Below are 21,614 nucleotides of genomic sequence, written 5' to 3' on the forward strand. Positions count from 1 at the left end.
TGAAAATGGTATACCACGCTATCCTTTAGCCAATCTTAAGATTCTTGCATGAGCGCGATTAACTGTTGGATACTTGTGTTACTATGCACAATTTCCTCCTCTTCTTGTAACATGAACGCTTCCATACTTGCCTTTTTGGCGATCGCCTCGTCTAAATCTGCATCAAAACCCTGTTGGTAGGAGCCAATACGGACTAATACTTCGTTTTCCTTAAGCAAGGCGTAAAGTTTACGAAATTTGCGCGCGGCTAGCATGTGTGCTGGCGCACTCACTTCCTTGCTCACCCTAGAAGCAGAGTTTAAGATATTGATGGGCGGGTAAATACCATGATCGGTGAGTTCACGGCTGAGCACAATATGCCCATCTAGGATACTGCGCGCTTGATCAGCGATGGGGTCAGAGAGATCATCACCTTCTACTAACACGGTAAAAAATGCCGTGATACTCCCCTTGTTTTTCTCCTTGCCCGCGCGCTCCATCAGTTGGGGCAATAGGGTGAGAGCAGAAGGAGGGTAGCCTTTGCTCGTGGGGGGTTCGCCCATTGCCAGTCCAATCTCGCGCTGGGCCATCGCAAAGCGGGTAATGGAGTCCATGAGAAATAGCACATCATGGCCTTGATTTTTGAAATACTCCGCTACACTCATCGCACAGAACGCGCCGTATTTGCGCATCAAGGGTGAATCGTCGCTGGTAGCAACCACAAGCACGGTGTTATCCAAATTGCCCCGTAAGTTTTTGTAGATAAATTCGGGAATTTCACGCCCCCTCTCTCCAATGAGCGCGATAACCTTAATGGGAGCGTTGCATCCGCGCACCACCATGCCCATGAGTGTGGATTTACCCACTCCGCTCCCCGCAAAAATACCTAATTTCTGTCCCTTGCCACAGGTGAGCAAAGCATCAATGCTCTTAACCCCTACCCCAAAGGGTTCATCGATCACACCTCGATCTAAAGGCTTCATCGGCTCTACCATCACGGGTGCAAAGCTGGTGGCGCGCACAAAACCTAGTCCATCTAGGGGATTACCCAAAGGATCGAGCACGCGCCCTAGTAAGCCCTCTCCCACAGGAAAGCTCAACCCCTCCTTGGCAAAGAGCACCCGATCTCCCACCTTACACCCCTCTACAAAGGAAAAGGGTGTGAAGCCAAATTGATGTTGTTCAACCACCACCACCATTCCTAGGCATTCCTTGCCATCACCCCGTTCCACTTTAACCACATCTCCCACGGAAGGTAAAAACCCCTGCACAAACACCATATTGGGCAAAATTTTGCAAACCATGCCATAGCGAGGTGAGAGATCGCGCGCGAGTTGTAGACGGGCTTTAAGTGCTTCTAAAGAAGACATGATCCTCCCAAGATTTTATTGTGGATTAACGCATATTTAGTTAGAATGACCCCTTTATTATACTCAAACCTCAAGGAGTTGTGGATGGATTTAGAGACTAAAAGGCTAGATGGAGCTAACGCACGCATCCATGCCAAGCCTTCTATGCAGGATTTTGAAGAAAAATCCAAAAAGATTGCCCAAAAAATCGCCAAAAGCACTAAATTGGATGGTTTTAGAAAAGGTAAAGTTCCTCTAGACATTGTCAGACAGCGCTATCAAGGGCATATTGAACAAGAATCGCAAAAAGAATTGCTCGATTCCGTCTTGCGCGCGGGTGTGGAAGCCTTGGAACTCGCTCCGCAAGAAATGATTGGGAATCCAGCTATTCTCAAATTTAGCAGGGAGGACACGCACTTTGAAATTGAATTGGGCATTGGGCTTAGACCCACTATTGATCTTTCTGGCGTAGAGGCGTGTATTCCCAGTTTTTCCGTAGAGGAGATTACTCAAGCTCAGGTGCAAGAGCGTTTGGATCTCTTGGCCAAAGAGCGATCTACTTTTTCAGATGCTCCAGAGGGGAGCGCTGTAAGCAAAGGGCATGGGGTAGTTGTAGATTTTGAGGGCCTACTGGATAATCAGCCCTTTGAAGGCAATCGGGCACAGAATTTTGCTCTCATCGTGGGAGAAGGTAGACTTGTAGAGGGTTTTGAGAAAGAGTTGGTAGGGATGAAAGTGGGGGATGAAAAATATTTTTCAGTGCATTTTCCCAAAGATTATGCCAACACCACTTTAGCAGACAAGGAGGTTTCTTTCCGTGTCAAGCTCCACCAGATTCAAGTGCGCAAAATTCCAGAAATTGATGAAGAGTTTGTCAAGGCCGTGCTCAATCAAGAAAAGGAACCCACTTTAGAATTGCTCCAGCAAAGAATTAAAGATCAACTTTTCTTAGAGGCTAAAACCAAGCTCTATAATCAGGAGTTGAAGGAACGCCTCATCGACAATTTGGATAATGCACTCTCCTTTGATCTACCCAGCACAATTGTAGAGCAGGAAATGGATCTGTCTTTGCGTCAGTCTTTACAGGGCATGCCTGCAGAAGAAATTAAAAGACTTCAGGAAAATCCTGCCAAGGTGCAAAAAAAACGCGAGAGTTTCAGAGAAAATGCACTCAAAAGCGTCAAGGTAACTTTCATCATCGATGCTTTGGCTAAACAAGAAAAGATTGAGGTGCAGGACAATGAGGTGTTCCAAACCCTCTATTATGAGGCGATGGCCACTAATCAAAACCCCCAGCAGTTCATCGAACACTATCAAAAAAACAACATGCTTCCCGCTGTTAAAATGGCGATGGTCGAGGATCGTGTGCTCACTTTCTTGCTCGACAAGCATCTAGCCAAAGCTTAAAAAGGAGGGTTTCTTGAATTATGTTCCCATTGTTGTTGAAAAAACAGGGCGTGGGGAGCGCAGTTACGACATTTATTCGCGTCTTCTCAAAGATCGCATTGTCTTGCTCAGCGGAGAAATCAATGATGCTGTAGCGTCGGTAATTGTCGCTCAGTTGCTTTTTTTAGAGGCCGAAGACCCTGAGAAAGATATTAATCTCTATATCAATTCCCCCGGGGGTTCTGTTACCAGTGGCTTTAGTATTTATGACACCATGAACTACATCCATCCAGATATTTGCACCATCTGCGTTGGTCAGGCTGCTTCGATGGGCGCGTTCTTGCTCAGTTGTGGAGCTAAGGGCAAACGCTTTTCTCTGCCCCACTCTAGGATTATGATCCACCAACCCCTAGGGGGTACACACGGTCAAGCTGCCAATATCGCCATTTACACCAAGGAGATTTTGCGCCTCAAAGATTTACTCAATCAAATCATGGCAACCAACACCGGACAACCCCTAGAAAAGATCGAACAAGATACCGATCGCGATTTTTTCATGAGTGCGCTAGAAGCTAAGGAATATGGGCTTGTAGATGAAGTGTTAGTCAAAAGTTCTAAGCAGGCTTAGATGGCGATTTTAGAAGTTTTACAATATCCTAATAAGAAGTTGCGTATGCGCTCTAGCGAGGTGCGTGTGTTTGATGCGGAGTTGCATACACTCTTGGACAACATGCACGAAACCATGCTAGCCCGTAAAGGCATTGGTTTAGCAGCTATTCAGGTAGGTGTGCCCAAGCGCATCCTCATCATCAACTTACCCCAGGGAGAGGAGGAGACGCAGCACCCCGAGGATTGCCTAGAGATCATCAACCCCGTGATCACGCATACAGAGGGGAGTGTTTTATGGCGGGAGGGGTGTTTGTCCGTACCTGAATTTTACGAGGAAATCGAAAGACATGCTAACCTCACTCTAGCCTATCAAGATCGCCACGGCACGCCTAAAATGTTGCAAGCCAGCGAGCTTTTAAGCGTAGCAATTCAGCATGAGATGGATCACCTCAATGGGGTTTTATTTGTGGATAAACTCTCCATGCTCAAGCGTAAAAAATTTGAAAAGGAATTTAAAAAAGCCCTCAAGAGCGAGAGTTAATGCACGCACAAGTGCATGTCAATACCCTTTATTGCTCTACGATGCATGGCGCAAGCGCTAAAATTGTAGAGGTAGAGGGGAGTTTTACGCGTGCCCTGCCTGCCTTTGTGATTACTGGTCTTGCCAATAATGCAATCCAGGAATCTAGGCAGCGCGTACAGGGGGCGCTGCAAAATAACGGTTTTGCCTTCCCACCCTTGAAAATCACCATCAATCTTTCTCCCTCCGATCTGCCTAAAAGTGGAAGTCATTTTGACCTACCCATGGCGCTCTTGATCGCTTTACAGAGAAACCCCCTTAAACATACTTGGTTTGCCTTTGGGGAATTAGGTTTAGATGGTAGAATCAAGCATAGTGATGCAATTTTTCCCATGCTCTTGGATATTGCCCTGCAAGCCCCCAATGCCCATGTGATCCTGCCCCAGGCTGGGCAAGAACTCTTTAGTTTGATCCCCAACCTGCATTTGCACTTTGTAGAGCACTTGAAGCAAGCTTTAGAAATTGTCACTCAGAACAGCCAAGTCCCGCGTACCCATACCCCTAAACTCCCCTTTGAGTATTTGCACATTGGTGATATGCCTTACTACTATACACGAGATTTTTCCCTAGATTTTAGCGATGTCAAGGGACAAGAGCGCGCCAAACAAGCCGCGCTTGTTGCTGCTGCGGGGATGCACAATATTATCTTTGAGGGTAGCCCGGGTTGTGGAAAAAGCATGATTGCCAAGCGCATGCGCTACATTTTACCCCCCAGCACCCTAGATGAAATGATCGCCTCTACAAAATTGCGCATTTTGAGCCACCAAGAGGGCACCTACACGCCCTTAAGAAGTTTTAGAAACCCGCACCAAAGTGCGTCTAAGTCTAGCATTTTAGGCTCGACACAAGCCAACAACCCTAAACCCGGGGAGATTGCGCTCGCCCACAATGGGGTTTTATTCTTTGATGAATTGCCCCATTTCAAAAAGGACATTTTAGAAGCTCTAAGAGAGCCGATGGAAAATAACCAGCTTGTAATCTCTAGGGTGGCTAGCAAGATCGCTTATGATACTTCATTTCTCTTTGTGGGGGCAATGAATCCCTGCCCTTGTGGCAATTTGATGGATAGTTTTAAGGTCTGCCGTTGTTTAGAAAAAGACATTATCGCGTATAAAAACCGCCTAAGCGCGCCTTTTTTAGAACGCATCGACCTCTTCGTGCAGATGACTCCTACAGATGTGCAAGCTAAAAGCACGCAGACTTCCGCACACATGCACCAACAAGTCTTAGAAGCCTTTAAGATGCAAAAATCCAGAGGGCAAACCTGCTTAAATGGCAAACTCTCCGAGCAAGAGATCGCTCAATATTGTCCTTTAGATTCACAGGCGCAACATATTTTAGAACAAGCAATTTTACGCTATGGATTCTCTGAGCGTGTGATTGAGCGCACTAAAAAGGTTGCGCGCACCATCGCCGATTTAGCGAGCTGTGTGGCAATCCAAAAAGCGCACATCTTACAGGCACTCCAATTTAGAAAGGTTTGAGCGATGCAAAAATACCACTTCACCGGGCTAGATTGCCCCGATTGCGCCAATAAACTAGAGAGCGCACTCAACAAACAAAGCTATGTCCAAGAGGCGCGTGTGGTTTTCAACACCAATACGCTCTATCTTAAAACCCAAGACATGCCCAAAGCCCTAGCCCTCATCAAACAACTAGAACCCGAGATGGAGCTCTCCGCTGAAGCTCAAAGCGAGTCCAAACCCAGCGCGACACCCTTACTCGTTAGCATCGCGCTCTACTTAATAGCGATAGCCACCATCCATTTTAGCACCCAAAATTGGGCACTTTATTTAAGCTATGTGGTTTTAGCCGGGGTGTATGTAGTTGCGGGCAAAGATGTATTCTTGGGCGCACTGCGTGCCATTAAAAATAAGCAATTTTTTGATGAAAACACGCTCATGCTCAGTGCCACCATTGCCGCCTTTGGTGTGGGCGCACATGAAGAGGCCGTCTCCATCATGGTTTTTTACTCCGCAGGGGAGTTTTTACAGCAGCTGGCCATCGCGCGCTCCAAACAATCCCTGCACGCGCTCCTAGATGTCGCGCCTAATCGCGCGGTGCGCAAAGTAGGGCAGGAAATGCAAGAGGTCGAGCCTAACGCGTTAGCTATTGGGGATATAGTCGTTGTCAAAGTGGGGGAGAAAATCCCCACGGACGGCATGGTGCTCAGTGGGGAGAGCTTGCTAGATCAAAAAGCCCTCACAGGCGAATCCTTGCCCGTGAATGTCAAGGAGCATAGTCCCGTTTTAGGGGGAAGTATCAATCTTAAGGGCGTGCTAGAAATCCAAGTCAGTAAGCTTTACGCAGACTCTTCGGTGGCTAAGATCGTGGATTTAGTCTCTAATGCGGTGAGTCAGAAATCTCAAACCGAGAAATTTATCACCACTTTTGCGCGCTACTACACCCCTGCTGTTTTCGTGATCGCTCTTTTGATCGCCCTTGTCCCCCCCCTGCTAGGACATGGAGATTTTGACACTTGGATTTATCGCGGACTCTTTGCCTTGATGGTAAGTTGCCCTTGTGCGCTGGTGATCTCTGTGCCTTTGGGGTATTTTGGGGGCGTGGGGGCGGCTAGCCGTGCGGGCATTTTGATTAAGAGCGTGCAAACTTTGGAGGCACTTAGTCAGGTGAAAAATATCGCCTTTGACAAGACGGGCACTTTGAGCAAGGGAGAGTTTAATGTTGTGGATGTTGTGCCCATTGCCCCTTTTTCTAAAGAAGATGTACTCACCCACGCTGCTTGTGCGCAAGTTCTCTCCACCCATCCCATCGCCATTTCCATCCAAAAAGCCTACAAACGCCAATGCCAACACGAGGTCAAAGACTATCAAGAGATCGGCGGGCTGGGTGTGCAGGCTAGTTGCCACTCTCACCTCATCATTGCAGGCAATGATAAGATGTTGCACAAATACAATATCCCTCATGACACCTGCAGTTTAGAGGGCACCGTTGTGCATGTGGCTGCCAATGGGCAGCATGTGGGCTATATTGTGGTGGCAGACATGCTCAAAGACAATGCCAAGGAATGCCTAGATGGACTCAAACATGCGGGTGTTGAGCACATGTGTATTTTGAGCGGGGATAATGAATACAGCACCAAGCGCGTGGCTGAAGAATTGGATTGCCCTTATTACGCTAATCTCCTGCCTGAAGACAAACTCAAGGCTTTTGAAGAGTTTCAAGCTAAACACGCGCATAAAAGCGTGTTTGTGGGCGATGGAATCAACGATGCGCCCACTTTAGCGCGCGCAGATGTGAGCATGAGCATGGGCTCGGCGAGCCAAATTAGCAAGGAGAGCGCGGACATTGTAATCACCAATAACTCTTTAGAATCCGTGCTCAAAGTCTTTAAGATCGCCAAGAAAACCAAGCGAATCATCATTGAAAATATTGTTTTTGCGCTGGGGATCAAAGCGATGTTTATTGTCCTGGGCTTTTTTGGGATTGCAACCCTTTGGGAAGCAGTTTTTGGGGATGTGGGCGTAACTTTGATTGCGCTGGCTAATTCTATGCGTACCATGCGTATTTAAAGAGTGAGCTTGATCGAGCAGATTTGGGAGGCTGTAAAATTGAACATGAGCGAATATGAGTTCAAGACTTACATGCAGCTTTTACACTACGACGCGCATGCCTCTAAAGCCGATCTTTTTGTCTTTTACGCGCCCAATGTGTTGCTATGCCACTATATCAGTGCCAAATACCGCACACTTTTAGAAACTACCATCGGCGCGCACAAGGGCTATAAGGTGCAGGTACAGGTGCGCCCTAAAAGCCAACAACAAACTACCCCTCCCAAGCCCCTCATTTTGGCCAAAAATAACCCCACCCTTAACCCCGTTTTCCGCTTTGATACCTTAGTAGTGGGGGCGTGTAACCAAATGGCAGTCAAGATTGCCACCCAAGTGGCACGCCAAGCAGGTGTATATAATCCTGTGCTCTTCTTTGGGGGGGTGGGCTTGGGCAAAACCCATTTGCTCAACGCCATAGGCAACCACGCCTGCGATCAGCTCAAAAGCGTGCTCTATGTTACAGCCGAGCAATTTCTCAATGACTATGTGTCTGGGCTTAATAGTCGGAGCATGGACAAATTCCAAGAAAAATACCGCTCCTGTGATTATCTCTTGATTGATGATGTGCAATTTTTCGCGGGCAAGGAAAAAGTTCAAGAGGAGTTTTTTCACACCTTTAACGCCCTGCACGCCCAAAATAAGCAAATTGTGATGACCTCTGACAAACCCCCCAAAGACATCAAGGGGCTAGCCGAGCGACTCCTCTCGCGCTTTGAGATGGGCATGTTGGCCAGCGTGCACCCCCCTACCCTAGAGACCAAGATCGCCATTATTGAACAAAAATGCGCCCAAGATAGTATCACTCTCCCCCAAGAGGTGTTGCACTATCTAGCTAGCCATTTAAATGAGAATATCCGCCAAATTGAGGGCACGCTTTTACGCCTGAGTGCCACTGCCACCCTCAGCCACCAGCCTATCACCTTGCAAATGGCACAAAGCATAGTGCAAGAAACTACCAGGGAGCGTGCCCAAGAGATCAGTTTGGAGCGCATTTTACGCGTGGTCGCCTCCACTCTCAATCTCAAATCCTCTCAAATTCAAAGCAACGCGCGCACGCGTCAGGTCAGTTTGGCTAAAAAAAGCGTGATCTATCTAGCGCGCCAGCTTACCCCCAACTCCTCCAGCGTGATCGCGCAGTTTCTAGGACTCAAAGACCATAGCGCGGTGAGCAAATCCCTGCGCCTCATCCAAGATGCTATGCTAGAAGACACACAGATTAAACTCCTCTTAGAAGAGATGGCACACAAGCTCCAAACCCATAACTAGCTATGTTATAATAGGCTTTCTCATCTTTAATTCTCAAATAAGGCAGATGATGCACTCTTACATGGGCGATAAAATCAAGGTTCTCAAAGGTTTAGAAGCGGTCAGAAAACGCCCGGGCATGTATATTGGCGACACGGGAGTCAATGGTTTACACCACATGGTCTATGAAGTGGTGGACAATGCGGTCGATGAGAGTATGGCCGGCTTTTGCGATCACATCAAAGTAACTTTAAGTCAATATGGCTCGTGCATTGTAGAGGACAATGGACGGGGGATTCCTGTGGACATCCACCCCACAGAAGGCATTCCAGCCGCCACGGTGGTGCTCACTATCTTGCACGCGGGGGGTAAGTTTGATCAAGAGAGCTATAAAGTTTCTGGAGGCTTGCATGGCGTGGGGGTGAGTGTGGTCAATGCGCTCTCTATCAAGCTTATTATGACCATTTATCGAGAGGGACAGATTTACCGACAAGAATTTGAAAAGGGAATCCCCACCACCCCCCTAGAAGTGGTGGGCACAACTAAAAAGCGCGGGACCACGATCGAGTTTTTTCCCGATCCCCAAATCATGGAAGTGGTAGCTTTTGATAGTGCGGTACTCAAACGCCGTTTTCAAGAAATGGCGTATCTGAACAACAAAATCACCCTAGAGTTCCATGACCAGCCCGCCCAAGTGCATGAAAGCTACCACTATCAAGACGGCCTGAAACAATTCATTGTAGATAGTCAAAAAACCCCGCTCATCTCTGAGATTATCGCTTTTAGCGCGCAGGTCGAGGGCATGGAGGTGGAGGTGGCTTTGGCCTATAATGAGAGTTATGAAGAACAGACCTTTAGCTTTGTAAATAATATCCGCACCACCGAAGGGGGCACGCATGAGAGCGGATTTAAGATGGGTTTGAGCAAGGCTATTTTGAACTATATCCAAGAGAGTGGCTCTTCTAGAGAGAGTGCTAGCGTGGTGCAAGAGGATGTTAGGGAGGGCTTAAGCGCGATCATTAGCCTTAAACTCTTAGACCCTCAATTTGAGGGGCAGACTAAGTCTAAGCTAGGAAGCTCTTTTGTGCGTCCTATCGTGGCTAAACTTGTCTATGAAAAGGTGGCTAAATACTTTGAGGAGAATCCTAGCATCGCTAAGGCGATTGTGCAAAAAGTGCTCTTAGCTGCACGCGGACGCGAGGCAGCCAAAAAGGCGCGCGAGATCACGCGTAAAAAAGATTCCTTGAGTGTGGGGACTTTACCGGGCAAACTAGCCGATTGTCAGAGTAAGGACCCCAGAGAATCTGAGCTTTATTTGGTGGAAGGGGATAGCGCGGGTGGGTCAGCCAAACAGGGCAGAGATCGCGCCTTTCAGGCGATTTTGCCTCTGCGGGGCAAAATCCTCAATGTCGAAAAAGCGCATTTGGGCAAAATCCTCAAATCTGAGGAGATCAAGAACATGATCACCGCCTTTGGGTGCGGGGTGGGCAAGGAATTTAATTTAGAGAAGTTACGCTACCACAAGATTATCATCATGACCGATGCGGATGTGGATGGAAGTCATATCCAAACCTTGTTAATGACCTTTTTCTTTCGCCATTTAAAGCCCTTGATTGAAAATGGGCATGTCTATATTGCCCAGCCTCCTTTGTATCGCTTTAAGAAAAAGAAGATCGAGCGATACCTGCGTGATGAGCGGGAGCTCAACCACTTCTTGATCGAACATGGGATCGACAGCATGGACATCGAGGGCATAGGGCGCAATGACTTGCTAGATTTACTTAAAACTTTAAGCGCGTATCGCTCTATCTTGCAGGAGCTAGAAAAACGCCCCCTTTTAATGGAGGTGTTGCGCTACTTAGTCGAACACGACATCGAGGGCTTGAGTTTCCCCACTCTAGCTGAACGCCTTGAGGGGCTTTTAGAGAGTTTGCATTATCGCATTCTCACACAGCAGGTTTCAGAACAAAGCGCGCATTTCTTTGTGCAGACTTCTTTGGGGCTTGTAGAAGTGGGGGTCGATGATTCGCTTTTTAAAGATGCGTTGTTTTTAGAGGCTAAAGCTCTCTTTGCACGCATTAGCGAGATCGATACGGAGGTTTTAGGCATGGATGCGTTGGGCTTTTTGGACAAGGTCGAGCAAAGTGCAAGGGCAGGGGCGTATATTCAACGCTATAAGGGCTTGGGCGAGATGAACCCTGATCAACTCTGGGAGACCACGATGGCACTAGAAAACCGCGCCCTTTTGCGAGTGTCTTTAGAAGATGAGGTAAAAGCCGATGAAGCCTTTAACTTGCTCATGGGCGACGAGGTGGAACCTAGACGCGAATATATCCACGCACACGCTAAAGATGTCAAACACTTAGATGTATGAGTCATTTTATTTAATGGGCAACAACACGGCAAGACTCAAAAACAGGGCAATTCCACAGAAAATAAACAAACTGGTAAAACTAATGTGATGCAGTGCGATGCTAAAAGCAAAGGAAAAAATAGCTTGAGCGATCGCAAAATTAAAGGTGAGCCAGCCGGAGGCGCGCGCAAAGCAATCCTTGCCTACTAGGTGCAAAGCCATGGCATTAATGAGTGTGATATGGCCCGTAGTGGTGCATCCCATCAAGAAAATAGAGAGATTGAGCCAAGTAGTATGAGAAGAATACACCGGCATTAGACACCCAATAGTCTTGATCGCAAGCACGGCGATAAAAGCTTGTTTTAAGCCAATCCACCTGGCCAATAACCCGCTTAAAAGCGCACCACAGGCCGATCCAAATCCAAAAAATGCCCATGAAGCGCCTGCCTTTGCATTGCTAAAATGTAGGGTGCGCACTAAATAATCCACCCAAAAGAGGGTGTGGGGTAAATACCCGATGGCATTGAGCATGTTGTTAACCAGCAATAAGACAAAGAAAAAAGAAGGTCTAAACCTCTGTTGATCTTGGTTAGGGCGGGGCGGATGGAGGTTTTTGAGTGTTGCGCATGCAAAGCCAAAAGCTATCAAACTCAAAGTCCCTAATAAAATCCACGCCCAGTGGACTGAAGATGCAAAGAGGGGCAATACAAAACCACTAAAGACCGCTCCCACTCCAATCCCACTGAATATAAACCCACTCACACTGGAGCGCTGTTTTTCTTGTACAAGACCTAAAGACAAGGGTGCGGCTAAGACCATTAATGCTGCAGCAGCTAATCCTGCAATAAAACGCCAAATCCATGCCCAAATAAAGGGCAAAAAATCTAAGAAGCAGGCAAAAAAGCTCAAGGAAATCAAGAAAAGGCTGATTTTAGCGATATTCTCTAAACTCATATATCTTTGCAAAATACCAATCCAAAAGCTTCCAAAGATATAGCCCACCAAAATTGCGATGCCTAGTTGAATGCTTTGATCTTGGCTCAGTCTGCCCGAGATAATGAGCATGGGAATAAGCACCACATATCCAAAACGCGCCAACCCATTAGCCACAAAAGTCGCCAAAAAACAAGCAAAAATGCGCATTTTCATCGAATGACCTTTAAGACTCTCCGGCAGAAATCCCACTCGTCTTTAGCGGGTGGGATGAATACCACTAATTTGTGGTATAGTGTCCCCATACATTCGTATCTAGCGCAGGAAGTGTGCAAAGTTACGCCTTTGGAGATACGATGTGTGAGACCTGTAGGGAGTGCGTTGGAGCTCAAACTCTGTAAAATCCCTACTATAGGGCACAGAGTGAAAACCAAACTCTCCCTACGGGCAACATCAGCCTAGGAAGCCCAAATGTCTTTAGCATTTGGGTGCTTCACGAGAGTAACTTTATGCACCCTATATGGGAAACGCCTTGTGTATTTTATCCAATTGACGTAAGCAGCTAGTCATTTTTATCCCCCAACGCGTGAAGCTCTGTCCTTTAGGGCAACAAGTAAGTGAGACTGGTGAAGACCCGGGTGGTAAGAGTTGGATACGTGCATCATAGCCACGCGGGCTATAAAATACAAAGCCTTTCGAGTTGGTGTCCGTTAGGGACGCTTTAGTTAGAAAGTCGTTCTCTTTAGGGGGAATGTTTCACGATAGTATAAACTCAACAACGTCTCACTACCAAAATCAGCAACCCAAAGCACCATGGTAGCAGATAGGGTTTCTAGCCCCCTCTTAGAGGGCTTTAGATAATTGTCACTTGCCTGTTTCTTCGACCTCTGCGTCGATTACATCTTCGTCTTTTTGTTTTTGTTGCGCACTTTGATCCTTTTGCATCATGGCTTCGGTTAATTTGCCAGAAACCTCAGCCAAGGCTTTCATTTTTGCCTCGATGTTTTCTTTTGTGGTGCTCTCATCTTTCAGAGTGGCCTCTAAGTCGCTCAAAGCCTGCTGGATTTTTTCCACTTCGCTGGGCTCTAAACTGGCCTTGTGTTCTTCTAAGCTCTTCTTAGTTTGGTGGGCTAAACTCTCAGCCTGATTCTTAGCCTCTACCACCGCTTTGCGACGTGTATCCTCCTCTTTATGCAACTCCGCATCTTTGACCATTTTTTCAATCTCACTCTCACTCAAGCCACTAGAGCCAGAGATTTTGATTTCCTGAGATTTGCCCGTGTTCTTGTCTTTGGCTGAAACCGTGAGAATCCCATTGGCATCGATGTCAAAGGTCACCTCAATTTGGGGCATGCCACGAGGTGCAGGCGCAATGCCTGTGAGATCAAATTTACCTAAAGACTTGTTGTCCCTAGCAAATTCGCGCTCACCCTGCAAGACCAAGATCGACACGGCGGGTTGGTTGTCCTCAGCGGTGGAAAACACTTGGGCTTTTTTGGCTGGGATAGTGGTCCCCTTTTCAATGACTTTAGTCATTACACCCCCAAGGGTTTCGATGCCCAGACTCAAAGGGATCACATCTAAGAGCAAGACATCTTTCACATCTCCCTTGAGTACGCCCGCTTGGATACTCGCGCCCACAGCCACCACCTCATCAGGGTTCACAGATTTGTTGAGCTCTTTGTTGATGAAGCTTTTGACCCTCTCTTGTACTTTGGGGATACGAGTTGAACCGCCCACTAACACCACTTCAACGATGTCGTCTCTGCGCAAGCCTGCATCTTCAATCACGCTGTCGATCTTGGTAATGGTTTCCTCCACCAAGTCCTCAATCAGGCTCTCAAATTTGGCGCGCGTAAGCTTCCTAACAAGGTGTTTAGGTCCGCTGGCATCGGCAGTGATAAAGGGCAAATTGATTTCTGTTTCATTGGCAGAACTCAATTCTTTTTTGGCATTTTCGCTGGCTTCTTTGAGGCGTTGCAAGGCCATGATGTCTTTTTTAATGTCAATGCCACTCTCGCCTTCAAATTCTTTGGCAATAAAGTCGATGATGCGGTTATCAAAGTCATCTCCGCCTAGAAAAGCATCCCCGCCTGTGGCCAAGACCTCAACCACATTGTCCCCAGTTTCTAGCACGGTTACATCAAAGGTTCCTCCTCCTAGATCGTAAACCATGATTTTCTCAGAACTTTTTTTGTCCAATCCATAAGCAAGAGCTGCTGAGGTGGGTTCATTGATGATGCGCAAGACATTTAGGCCCGCGATAGTGCCTGCCTCTTTAGTGGCTTTGCGCTGGCTATCATTGAAATAGGCAGGCACGGTGATCACCGCCTCGTTTACTTCCTCGCCCAAATAGCTTTCCGCATCCTCTTTGAGCTTCATCAAAATCTTAGCCGAAATTTCTTGAGGGGTATAGACTTTGCCTGCAATCTCAATGGCACATGCCCCATTGCGATCCACAATTTTGTAAGGTAGGCGTTTTTTAGCCTCCTGAGCCTTGTCTTCATTGTTCATCAAGCCCATGATGCGCTTAATGGAATAAATGGTTTTCTCAGGATTGGTGATCGCTTGGCGTTTAGCGCTCTCACCCACAAGAATTTCACCTTTATCCGTGAAGGCAACGATGGAGGGGGTGGTATTCTTACCCTCTTTATTGGCAATGATCTTTGCCTCATTGCCCTCGTAAACTGCCATTGCTGAATTGGTTGTCCCTAAGTCAATTCCAATTACTTTTGCCATGCTGAATCCTTTGTATTAAATTTAATTATTTTTAGCGACGCTGACCATCGCGGGGCGCAACAAGCGCTCTTTATACCTATAACCTCTTTGAAACACCTCCACAATTTCTCCTTCTTCCTTGTGTTCTGTGGCCACATGCATGACCGCATTGTGCACATTGGGGTCAAATTCTGTAGCGCATTCCACACACTCAATCCCGTGTTTTGCTAGCACTTCATGCATTTTGTGCAAAGTGAGCTCTAAGCCTTTGGCAATAGCTTGTGCACCTTCCTTCTGTGCGCTCTCTAAAGCTCCATGCAGGGCATCGATCACAGGCAAAAGGTCTTGGGCAATTTTCTCATAGGCGTATTCTAAGGCCATAGCCTTGTCTTTCTCCAGCCGCTTTTTGGCGTTCTCAAAATCCGCATGGGTGCGCACATAGAGGTCTTGGGCCTCCTTGAACTTCATTTGATAATCGATTTCAGGTTTGCTCCCTACCTCCTCTGGGAGGGTTTCTGCTCCCCGCTCCTCTGGATTTTCTTGCACTTGTTCAGTTGTCGTCATGTCTTCCCTTCTCTTAAGATGCTTGCGCAATCGCGTGGTAAAAGCCCTCAAAATTCTGCTCTAAGCCTCCTACACACAGCATTTTAGTCTCCTCCCCTTGGGCTTTAATAGGCTGTAAAATTCCTAAAAAGCCCCAGGGAAACAGACTTTCAAAATACAAGCCTTCCTTGAGATGTCTAAAGATATGCCCCTCCAAGATGTTTAATAGCAATGTTTCATCACAATGTGCACCCAATTGCGTTAAAAACTCCAAGCCAAAGTAAAGACGCTTTTGATAAAAATTCTCAATCTGCGTAACCAGTCGCATCGCGCATACAGAGAGTGCTATTTGACGGATCGCCCGACATTCCAGCCCCACCAGCTCCCCCACAAAGCGTTCCAGCTTCCTGTGATAATCTAGGGCAATCTGGAGTGCTCCAAAGTCCAAAATGAGCCACCTGTGTGCGTGGTTATGCACAGCTTGCAAACACGCCCTTTGGTAAAACTCCACCACACTGAAAATTCCATAACGCGCGCTCGCCTCTTGTAAACGCTCTAAATCGATCTCCAAACAATCATAGGGATTGAGCCTGGCGCGCCAATAATCCTTGAGAGCTTGGGTGGTGGGTATACGCCCCGCGCTGCTATGGCTTTGGCACAAGACTCCCTGCTCTGTTAGTCGCTTGAAATGATTGCGGATGGTGGCTGAAGAGATAGCCAACATATGGTGCTCTTGGATGGCGTGGCGCAAACTCTCTGAGCCCACAGGCGCGCGGTTTCTCAAATAGGTCTTGATCAAAGTCTCCAAGAGCCATGCTGTTTTAGAACCCATCGCCATCCTTTCTCTGAATTTGAACACATGATAGCATAAAATTTACAGAATTTAGCAATATTTATAAAATATTGCTAAATTTTACGCATTTTAGGGGGTTCTATTACCTCAAAAATTCCAAAGTTGATATAAGTATCATAAACTTACCTAAGATTTTTAACTAATAAAATTTGCTATCAGCGACAATTATTAATATAAAACTACCATGGATACAGACCTTTAAAATTCCATTTTACATAGCACAATGTAGAAACCTGTGGGTAAAATTATCTGTCAAACAAGCTGATCAATGGCTGGATAAATAGCGCCTGTGAAGTTCCAATAGAAGAGATGGTGCTTTTGTTTGTGGAGCGCTAAGATACCTCTTTGAGGCATGCTAGCGCACAAGAGGTAGGTCTTTTGGATGTTAACTAGCGATCTTGAAGTGGGATAAAAGAGCGTTTAGATGCGCCAGTGTAGGTGGATGTGGGTCTGATAATACGGTTATGGGCGCGCTGCTCAAAGGCGTGTGCCATCCAGCCTACAGCCCTGGACATCACGAAGAAAGGCGTGTAGTAAAGTCGCTCAAGGCGCATATAGTGATAAACTAACCCACCAAAGAAATCGATGTTATCAGGCAAGCCTTTTTCTTGCTTGACTTTGTCGCGAATCGCTATGGCAATCTCAAAGAGTTTAGGATCGCCTAAATGCTTGAGTTGTTCGGCAAGTTCAAAACCTACCGCGCTCCTAGGATCGGCTTTCTTGTAAACGCGGTGTCCAAAGCCCATGATCTTCTCTTTCTTGGCAAACAATGCGTCGACTTCTTGCAGGGCCTCTTGCACACTATGAAAACGCAAGACAAAAGCAATCGCCACTTCATTAGCCCCCCCATGCAAACGCCCCTTGAGTGTGTTAATGCCCGTGGAAACGCAAGAATACAGGTCTGAGAGTGTGCTAGCCGTAATGCGGTTGGCGTAGGTGGAGGCGTTGAACTCGTGCTCGGCATAGAGAGTTAGCATCGCGTCCATCGCTTTCACTTCTTCTTCTAAAGGAGTACCCGTACGTAAACCTTCTAAAAGGTAGTGCGCCATGCTTTTGTCTGAATTTAGGCCGGCATGCTTGCCCAACTTATGAAGATTATGCCAATAAATCAGAATGGATGGTAGCGCGCCCAATAGACGCAAGGCACAAGTGTCCTGGTTGGAGAAATCCAACTCCTCCGGATACGCACAGCCCAAAGCTACCACGCCCGCTTTCATCACATCCATGGGGTGTGTGCTGACAGGTAAAGCTTGCAAAACCTGTTTTACGATCAGAGGTAGTTCTCTATAAACCTGTAAAGCTTGTTTGAAATGGGCTAATTCGCGCTCTGTAGGTAAGTGCCCTACAACCAGCAAATGCGCCACCTCTTCAAACTCCGCTCTACGCGCGAGCTCTTCAATGGAATAGCCCCGATACAACAATCCCTCTCCCTTGCCCACGCTACAAATAGCTGAAGACCCCGCTACAACACCTGCCAATCCTTCCATACTAGCTCCTTCATTTAAAATATCAGACTATAGCAAAGCTGTCTTAATCCTCGATATTGCTATACAACGCGATCACGTCTTCATCTTCTTCAATGCGATCGAGGAGTTTCTCTGTCTCCGCTAGAGCCTCTGGGCTTAAGCGGATAGGGGTGGTGGGCAGGCGTTGCAAGCAAGCCTTGTGAAGGGGTAATTTGAGAGCCTCAAACCCATCGCTGAGTTGTTTGAAATCTTGATAATCCCCAATAACAAAAAAGCGCTCGCTATCCATCTCTAGGCTTTCTAAACCATAGTCAATCAAGCTTAACTCCACATCTTCTATACTTAAGCCCAAAGCTTGCAAATCTGCTAGCACGCCCTCTAGCACGCTTTTGCGCGTAAACATGAATTCTAACGATCCATTTTGCACAATACTAGCCCCCGGGCTCTTGTTGAAATAGCTTTTCAAATTGGCGATAGTGCGCGTGGGGTTGTCTGTCATACATTCTATGAAGAGCAACACTCCATGGTTAGCCTTACCCTCATAGCTCACCTCCACCAGTTGCCCCTCTTTACTACTGGCGCGCTTGATGGCCGCGTCAATATTATCTTTGGGCATATTTTGGGCTTTGGCGTTTAAAATGGCAGTGCGCAATTTGGCATTACTACTTGGATCGCTCCCTGCTTTAGCTGCTAGGGTGATGGCTTTGGCGAGTTTGGGGAAAATCTTACTCATTTTGTCCCAGCGTTTCTCTTTAGCGGCACGGCGGTATTCAAAAGCGCGTCCCATGTATCTCCTTTAGGTGTGTAAAAGTCGTGTGACTTCTTTAGCGTGGTAACTGATGATGATATCTGCCCCCGCGCGCTTAAAGCCTGTCATGGTTTCTAAAAGCAGGCGATCGTAATCCATCAAGTTATGGGCTTGGGCGAGCTTGAACATGGCATATTCTCCGCTCACATTGTAAAGGGCAAGGGGTAAAAGGGTGCGCTCTTTGATCGCGCGCACGATGTCTAAGTAAGCTAGAGCGGGCTTGACCATGAGAATGTCTGCGCCCTCAGAAGCGTCGTTTAAACTCTCTAAAATTGCCTCCCTGCGGTTAGCATAATCCATCTGATACCCCTTGCGATCCCCAAAGCTGGGTGCGCTAGCTGCTGCATCCCTAAAGGGAGCATAATAATGGCTAGCAAATTTGCTCGAATAGCTCATGATAGGTAACATGCTAAAGCCATGCGTATCTAGGGTATATCTCAAGCTAGTTACCATTCCATCCATCATGGCACTAGGAGCGAGCATATCCACCCCACTTTGAGCTAGCACTAGGGCTTGTTGCCCGAGTAACTCTAGCGTGGCATCGTTATCCACACTTTCCCCTTTGAGCACTCCACAATGTCCGTGATCGGTGTATTCACAGCAACACAGATCGGCGATCACGCACATGTGGGGGAATTTGTCCTTGATTGCGCGTGCGGCTTGGGCGATGAGGTGGTTATCATCTAGGGCTGCGCTCCCCTGTGCGTCCTTTTGGCTGGGAATCCCAAATAATAACACGGCTGATAAACCTAAACTTTGCAGAGTTGCACACTCTTTTAAGAGCACATCGATACTCATTTGTGCCACCCCGGGCATGGAGGCAATGGGGCACTCAATCCCCTGTCCTTCGCGCACAAAGAGGGGAGCGATGAAATCTTGGGGGTGTAGGCGCGTTTCACGCACGAGATCGCGCAAAATCTCATGGGAGCGCAAGCGTCTAAGGCGTTTAAACATGTAAATCCTTTAGCTGTCCTTGGTAGAAAATATAGGGTAAAATTCTTTGAGAACACAATTTTCAATGCTAAAGAAATTCACCCCGTCATGGTGTGCGTAAGCCAGCGTAAAACCCAGGGTGTCGAGCGCACTCTTGATGATATACATCCCCAAGCCAAAGCCATGCCCATCGCTTTGGTTTTCATCTTGGAAGTAGGGTCTGAAATAATGCGCCAGGTCTTCTCTCATGGGTTCACCTTGATTGGATACCACAAGATTTTTACCTGTGATTTCAACATGGACCTGTTTGTTTGGGCTGTATTTGAGAGCGTTATCCAGAAGATTTTTAAGCACTAAGGCGAAGAGATCAAAATCCGTATGGAAAGCGCAATTAGGAACATCGGCATGGATGGAGGTGCTGTTATGTTCTAGTAACAACATGTTTTTTACGCGTTCTAATAATTGATCCATCATGAACATGTCTTTGGCAATTTTGTAGTTTTTAGAGGAGAGTTGCTCGATGCGGGCAAATTGTTCGATGAGAGCATTTAGTCTTTGAAAAGTGCGTAGTAGTCGCTCTTTTTGAATTTGATTTTCTACCATTTCTGCAACAATAATGCCCTTAGTGATGGGTGTGCGCAGTTCGTGCATGATTGCGCGCAAGAACAAGATACGCGATTCATTCAAGCCTCTGATTTTTTTAATGGCAGAATCAAAGGCCGCAGCTAAATCCCCAATCTCATCTTGTTGATCAATTTTGCATTCGATATCCATCTTACCTCCGGAAAAAAGATGAACCTTTTTGCGTAGCTCATTAATGGGGATAAAGCCACGAATCACGAAGACAAAGATCATCACAATCAAAAGCCCCCCTATGAAAATGGCCAAATAATAGTTGTGATAAGAGGTTTTTTGGATTTCTTTGTAGAGAATGGTATTCCCATTGCTTTTGAGAGAAATAAAAATCTTATTGCCTACCTTGAGAATGTTGGCCAAGGGGTTGTCATTCCGTTCAATATCTTCACTTTGCTGGGGCGCAAGCACTTCGCGAAGCTCTTTAGAGCTAATTTCTTTAAACCCCAATTCATGCAGATACACCTCCGCTGAATAGCGGTTGTGTTTGTCGGCTAAAACCTGATTGATCGTGGTAACAAATTGCTGGTGGCGAATTTGAGTTTGAAAGTTCTCGTGGTCGATTTGCGAGCGGATAAAATAATAAGAAAACGCCCCAAAGCTCGCTAGGGAAACCACAAACAGAGAAACAATCTTGTTGAAAATGGACAAGGGCATTGTGGGCTAGTATTCCAATTTGTAGCCCACCCCCCGTACAGAGATAATGTGCTGAGGTTTTTTAGGATCCTTTTCAATTTTAGCACGCAAACGCCCGATGATCACATCAATGCTCTTATTAGAGCTTTCAGGATTGATCGACTCTGATTCGATAGCGATGGATTCTCTGGAAAAAACATAGCCCCTCTTACTAATGAGCAAGGTTAAAATTTCATATTCGGCACGGGTAAGATCGAGCTTTTTATTGCGCATATAAACCTCACGCGCGTCTTTATCAATTTTAAAAAGGGTATTCTTGGGTGTATCCATACCTCCATGGGCAACTTTTTTATTGTAACGGCGTAGAAGAGATTGAATACGCGCTAACAGCTCCTTGGGATCATAAGGCTTAGGGATATAATCATCTGCCCCATACTCTAGGGCCTTGACCTTGTCATCAATATCGTTACGGGCAGAAGAAATAATAATAGGAATGTCTTTTTGCTTGGAAATTCTCTTACACACTTCAAGGCCATCTAAATTAGGCAGAGTCAAATCTAAGAGTAAGAGGTCGTAGGGCTGTGTCGTAGCTGCGCTAATGCCCGTATAAGGTTCGTCGTAATTCACAACTTCAATGCCATGCTGGAGGAAAAACTCGCTTAAAATTTCCGCTAACTCCACATCATCTTCTATCATTAGGATTTTGATCATCAACACACCTTTAAGGAAGTTGGTGTGGCTACCAGCGCACCCGCACACCACTTACACACTCCGAGAACCTCCAAAACAAGAGACTCCTGCACCAGCACCGCCAAGAGAGAACCTGCAACACAAAGCCGACATCTAACCATCCAACAAGCATAACCCACGAACCATGCAACCCCAGTCAACCCACTCCCAACACAACCCATTGTCCACGATTATAACACAAAACTTGCGTTTTAGAACATGTACGCATCACTCCAGCAAAACCATGGTTGGGTGTTGCCAGTGGTCTACATTCTGTGAACCACCCACC

At 46.7% G+C, this 21,614-nt stretch carries 17 protein-coding genes and 1 pseudogene; 8 read left to right on the forward strand and 10 right to left on the reverse strand.

Going from position 1 to position 21,614, the window contains the following annotated elements:
* Window positions 1-35: 35 nt before the first annotated feature.
* A complete protein-coding gene (fliI, locus tag C6H04_RS04120) occupies window positions 36-1,349 on the reverse strand; it encodes a flagellar protein export ATPase FliI (protein WP_104732390.1) in 1,314 nt (437 codons plus the stop codon).
* An 84-nt stretch (window positions 1,350-1,433) separates the two neighbouring features.
* On the opposite strand from fliI, the gene tig reads away from it, so the two are divergent.
* From tig to gyrB, 7 genes are read left to right on the forward strand one after another with little or no spacing between them, the layout of a single operon-like run.
* Complete coding sequence (gene tig / locus C6H04_RS04125; RefSeq protein ID WP_104695067.1) at window positions 1,434-2,735, forward strand: trigger factor; 1,302 nt, start codon at window positions 1,434-1,436, stop codon at window positions 2,733-2,735.
* A gap of 13 nt (window positions 2,736-2,748) precedes the next feature.
* Window positions 2,749-3,342: an ATP-dependent Clp endopeptidase proteolytic subunit ClpP gene (clpP, locus tag C6H04_RS04130; protein WP_104695068.1), complete on the forward strand. Its 594-nt coding sequence runs from the start codon at window positions 2,749-2,751 to the stop codon at window positions 3,340-3,342.
* Window positions 3,343-3,864 carry a peptide deformylase gene (def, locus tag C6H04_RS04135; RefSeq protein WP_104695069.1) on the forward strand — a complete coding sequence of 174 codons (522 nt, stop codon included), beginning with the start codon at window positions 3,343-3,345 and terminating at the stop codon, window positions 3,862-3,864.
* Window positions 3,864-5,387 (forward strand): YifB family Mg chelatase-like AAA ATPase, encoded by a 1,524-nt coding sequence (locus tag C6H04_RS04140; RefSeq protein ID WP_104732391.1) that lies wholly within the window; start codon window positions 3,864-3,866, stop codon window positions 5,385-5,387. Before def ends, C6H04_RS04140 begins: the two co-directional genes overlap by 1 nt.
* 3 nt (window positions 5,388-5,390) lie before the next feature.
* Window positions 5,391-7,436 (forward strand): heavy metal translocating P-type ATPase, encoded by a 2,046-nt coding sequence (locus C6H04_RS04145; protein WP_104732392.1) that lies wholly within the window; start codon window positions 5,391-5,393, stop codon window positions 7,434-7,436.
* A 3-nt stretch (window positions 7,437-7,439) separates the two neighbouring features.
* A complete protein-coding gene (gene dnaA, locus C6H04_RS04150) occupies window positions 7,440-8,741 on the forward strand; it encodes a chromosomal replication initiator protein DnaA (RefSeq protein WP_233711848.1) in 1,302 nt (433 codons plus the stop codon).
* A gap of 49 nt (window positions 8,742-8,790) precedes the next feature.
* A complete protein-coding gene (gyrB, locus tag C6H04_RS04155) occupies window positions 8,791-11,094 on the forward strand; it encodes a DNA topoisomerase (ATP-hydrolyzing) subunit B (protein WP_104732394.1) in 2,304 nt (767 codons plus the stop codon).
* Window positions 11,095-11,100: 6 nt separating this feature from the next.
* On the opposite strand, the gene C6H04_RS04160 is transcribed toward gyrB, so the two are convergent.
* On the reverse strand, window positions 11,101-12,216 hold the full coding sequence (locus C6H04_RS04160; protein ID WP_104732408.1) for a YbfB/YjiJ family MFS transporter: 1,116 nt from the start codon (window positions 12,214-12,216) through the stop codon (window positions 11,101-11,103).
* 150 nt (window positions 12,217-12,366) lie between these two features.
* Between C6H04_RS04160 and C6H04_RS08355 the strand changes: the two are divergent.
* A pseudogene (locus C6H04_RS08355) lies at window positions 12,367-12,572 on the forward strand (hypothetical protein).
* A 298-nt stretch (window positions 12,573-12,870) separates the two neighbouring features.
* On the opposite strand, the gene dnaK reads toward C6H04_RS08355, so the two are convergent.
* The 8 genes from dnaK to arsR form a co-directional block, all read right to left on the reverse strand.
* Window positions 12,871-14,745, reverse strand: a complete 1,875-nt coding sequence (gene dnaK, locus C6H04_RS04175; protein ID WP_104695074.1) for a molecular chaperone DnaK — start codon at window positions 14,743-14,745, stop codon at window positions 12,871-12,873.
* 21 nt (window positions 14,746-14,766) lie between these two features.
* The gene (gene grpE, locus C6H04_RS04180) at window positions 14,767-15,288 is read right to left on the reverse strand and encodes a nucleotide exchange factor GrpE (RefSeq protein ID WP_104732396.1); all 522 of its coding nucleotides are present in this window, start codon (window positions 15,286-15,288) and stop codon (window positions 14,767-14,769) included.
* Window positions 15,289-15,301: 13 nt separating this feature from the next.
* Window positions 15,302-16,099, reverse strand: coding sequence for an HrcA family transcriptional regulator (locus tag C6H04_RS04185; protein ID WP_104732397.1), 798 nt, complete (start codon window positions 16,097-16,099; stop codon window positions 15,302-15,304).
* 410 nt (window positions 16,100-16,509) lie between these two features.
* Window positions 16,510-17,607 (reverse strand): citrate/2-methylcitrate synthase, encoded by a 1,098-nt coding sequence (locus C6H04_RS04190; RefSeq protein ID WP_104732398.1) that lies wholly within the window; start codon window positions 17,605-17,607, stop codon window positions 16,510-16,512.
* Between the two features lie 43 nt (window positions 17,608-17,650).
* Window positions 17,651-18,373, reverse strand: a complete 723-nt coding sequence (locus C6H04_RS04195) for a YebC/PmpR family DNA-binding transcriptional regulator (protein ID WP_104732399.1) — start codon at window positions 18,371-18,373, stop codon at window positions 17,651-17,653.
* Between the two features lie 9 nt (window positions 18,374-18,382).
* The gene (gene hemB, locus C6H04_RS04200) at window positions 18,383-19,348 is read right to left on the reverse strand and encodes a porphobilinogen synthase (RefSeq protein ID WP_104732400.1); all 966 of its coding nucleotides are present in this window, start codon (window positions 19,346-19,348) and stop codon (window positions 18,383-18,385) included.
* Window positions 19,349-19,357: 9 nt separating this feature from the next.
* Window positions 19,358-20,617, reverse strand: coding sequence for an ArsS family sensor histidine kinase (locus tag C6H04_RS04205; RefSeq protein WP_104695080.1), 1,260 nt, complete (start codon window positions 20,615-20,617; stop codon window positions 19,358-19,360).
* A 6-nt stretch (window positions 20,618-20,623) separates the two neighbouring features.
* Window positions 20,624-21,307 carry an acid response regulator transcription factor ArsR gene (arsR, locus tag C6H04_RS04210; protein WP_104695081.1) on the reverse strand — a complete coding sequence of 228 codons (684 nt, stop codon included), beginning with the start codon at window positions 21,305-21,307 and terminating at the stop codon, window positions 20,624-20,626.
* Between the last annotated feature and the right edge of the window lie 307 nt (window positions 21,308-21,614).

It is taken from the genome of Helicobacter salomonis, from assembly GCF_900197775.1.
GTDB lineage: Bacteria > Campylobacterota > Campylobacteria > Campylobacterales > Helicobacteraceae > Helicobacter > Helicobacter salomonis.

Coding starts and splice junctions, on each gene's coding strand:
- fliI (WP_104732390.1), bottom strand. CDS start 1,349: ATGTCTTCTTTAGAAGCACTTAAAGCCCGTCTACAACTCGCGCGCGAT.
- tig (WP_104695067.1), top strand. CDS start 1,434: ATGGATTTAGAGACTAAAAGGCTAGATGGAGCTAACGCACGCATCCAT.
- def (WP_104695069.1), top strand. CDS start 3,343: ATGGCGATTTTAGAAGTTTTACAATATCCTAATAAGAAGTTGCGTATG.
- C6H04_RS04140 (WP_104732391.1), top strand. CDS start 3,864: ATGCACGCACAAGTGCATGTCAATACCCTTTATTGCTCTACGATGCAT.
- C6H04_RS04145 (WP_104732392.1), top strand. CDS start 5,391: ATGCAAAAATACCACTTCACCGGGCTAGATTGCCCCGATTGCGCCAAT.
- gyrB (WP_104732394.1), top strand. CDS start 8,791: ATGCACTCTTACATGGGCGATAAAATCAAGGTTCTCAAAGGTTTAGAA.
- C6H04_RS04160 (WP_104732408.1), bottom strand. CDS start 12,216: ATGCGCATTTTTGCTTGTTTTTTGGCGACTTTTGTGGCTAATGGGTTG.
- dnaK (WP_104695074.1), bottom strand. CDS start 14,745: ATGGCAAAAGTAATTGGAATTGACTTAGGGACAACCAATTCAGCAATG.
- grpE (WP_104732396.1), bottom strand. CDS start 15,288: ATGACGACAACTGAACAAGTGCAAGAAAATCCAGAGGAGCGGGGAGCA.
- C6H04_RS04185 (WP_104732397.1), bottom strand. CDS start 16,099: ATGGGTTCTAAAACAGCATGGCTCTTGGAGACTTTGATCAAGACCTAT.
- C6H04_RS04190 (WP_104732398.1), bottom strand. CDS start 17,607: ATGGAAGGATTGGCAGGTGTTGTAGCGGGGTCTTCAGCTATTTGTAGC.
- C6H04_RS04195 (WP_104732399.1), bottom strand. CDS start 18,373: ATGGGACGCGCTTTTGAATACCGCCGTGCCGCTAAAGAGAAACGCTGG.
- hemB (WP_104732400.1), bottom strand. CDS start 19,348: ATGTTTAAACGCCTTAGACGCTTGCGCTCCCATGAGATTTTGCGCGAT.
- C6H04_RS04205 (WP_104695080.1), bottom strand. CDS start 20,617: ATGCCCTTGTCCATTTTCAACAAGATTGTTTCTCTGTTTGTGGTTTCC.
- arsR (WP_104695081.1), bottom strand. CDS start 21,307: ATGATCAAAATCCTAATGATAGAAGATGATGTGGAGTTAGCGGAAATT.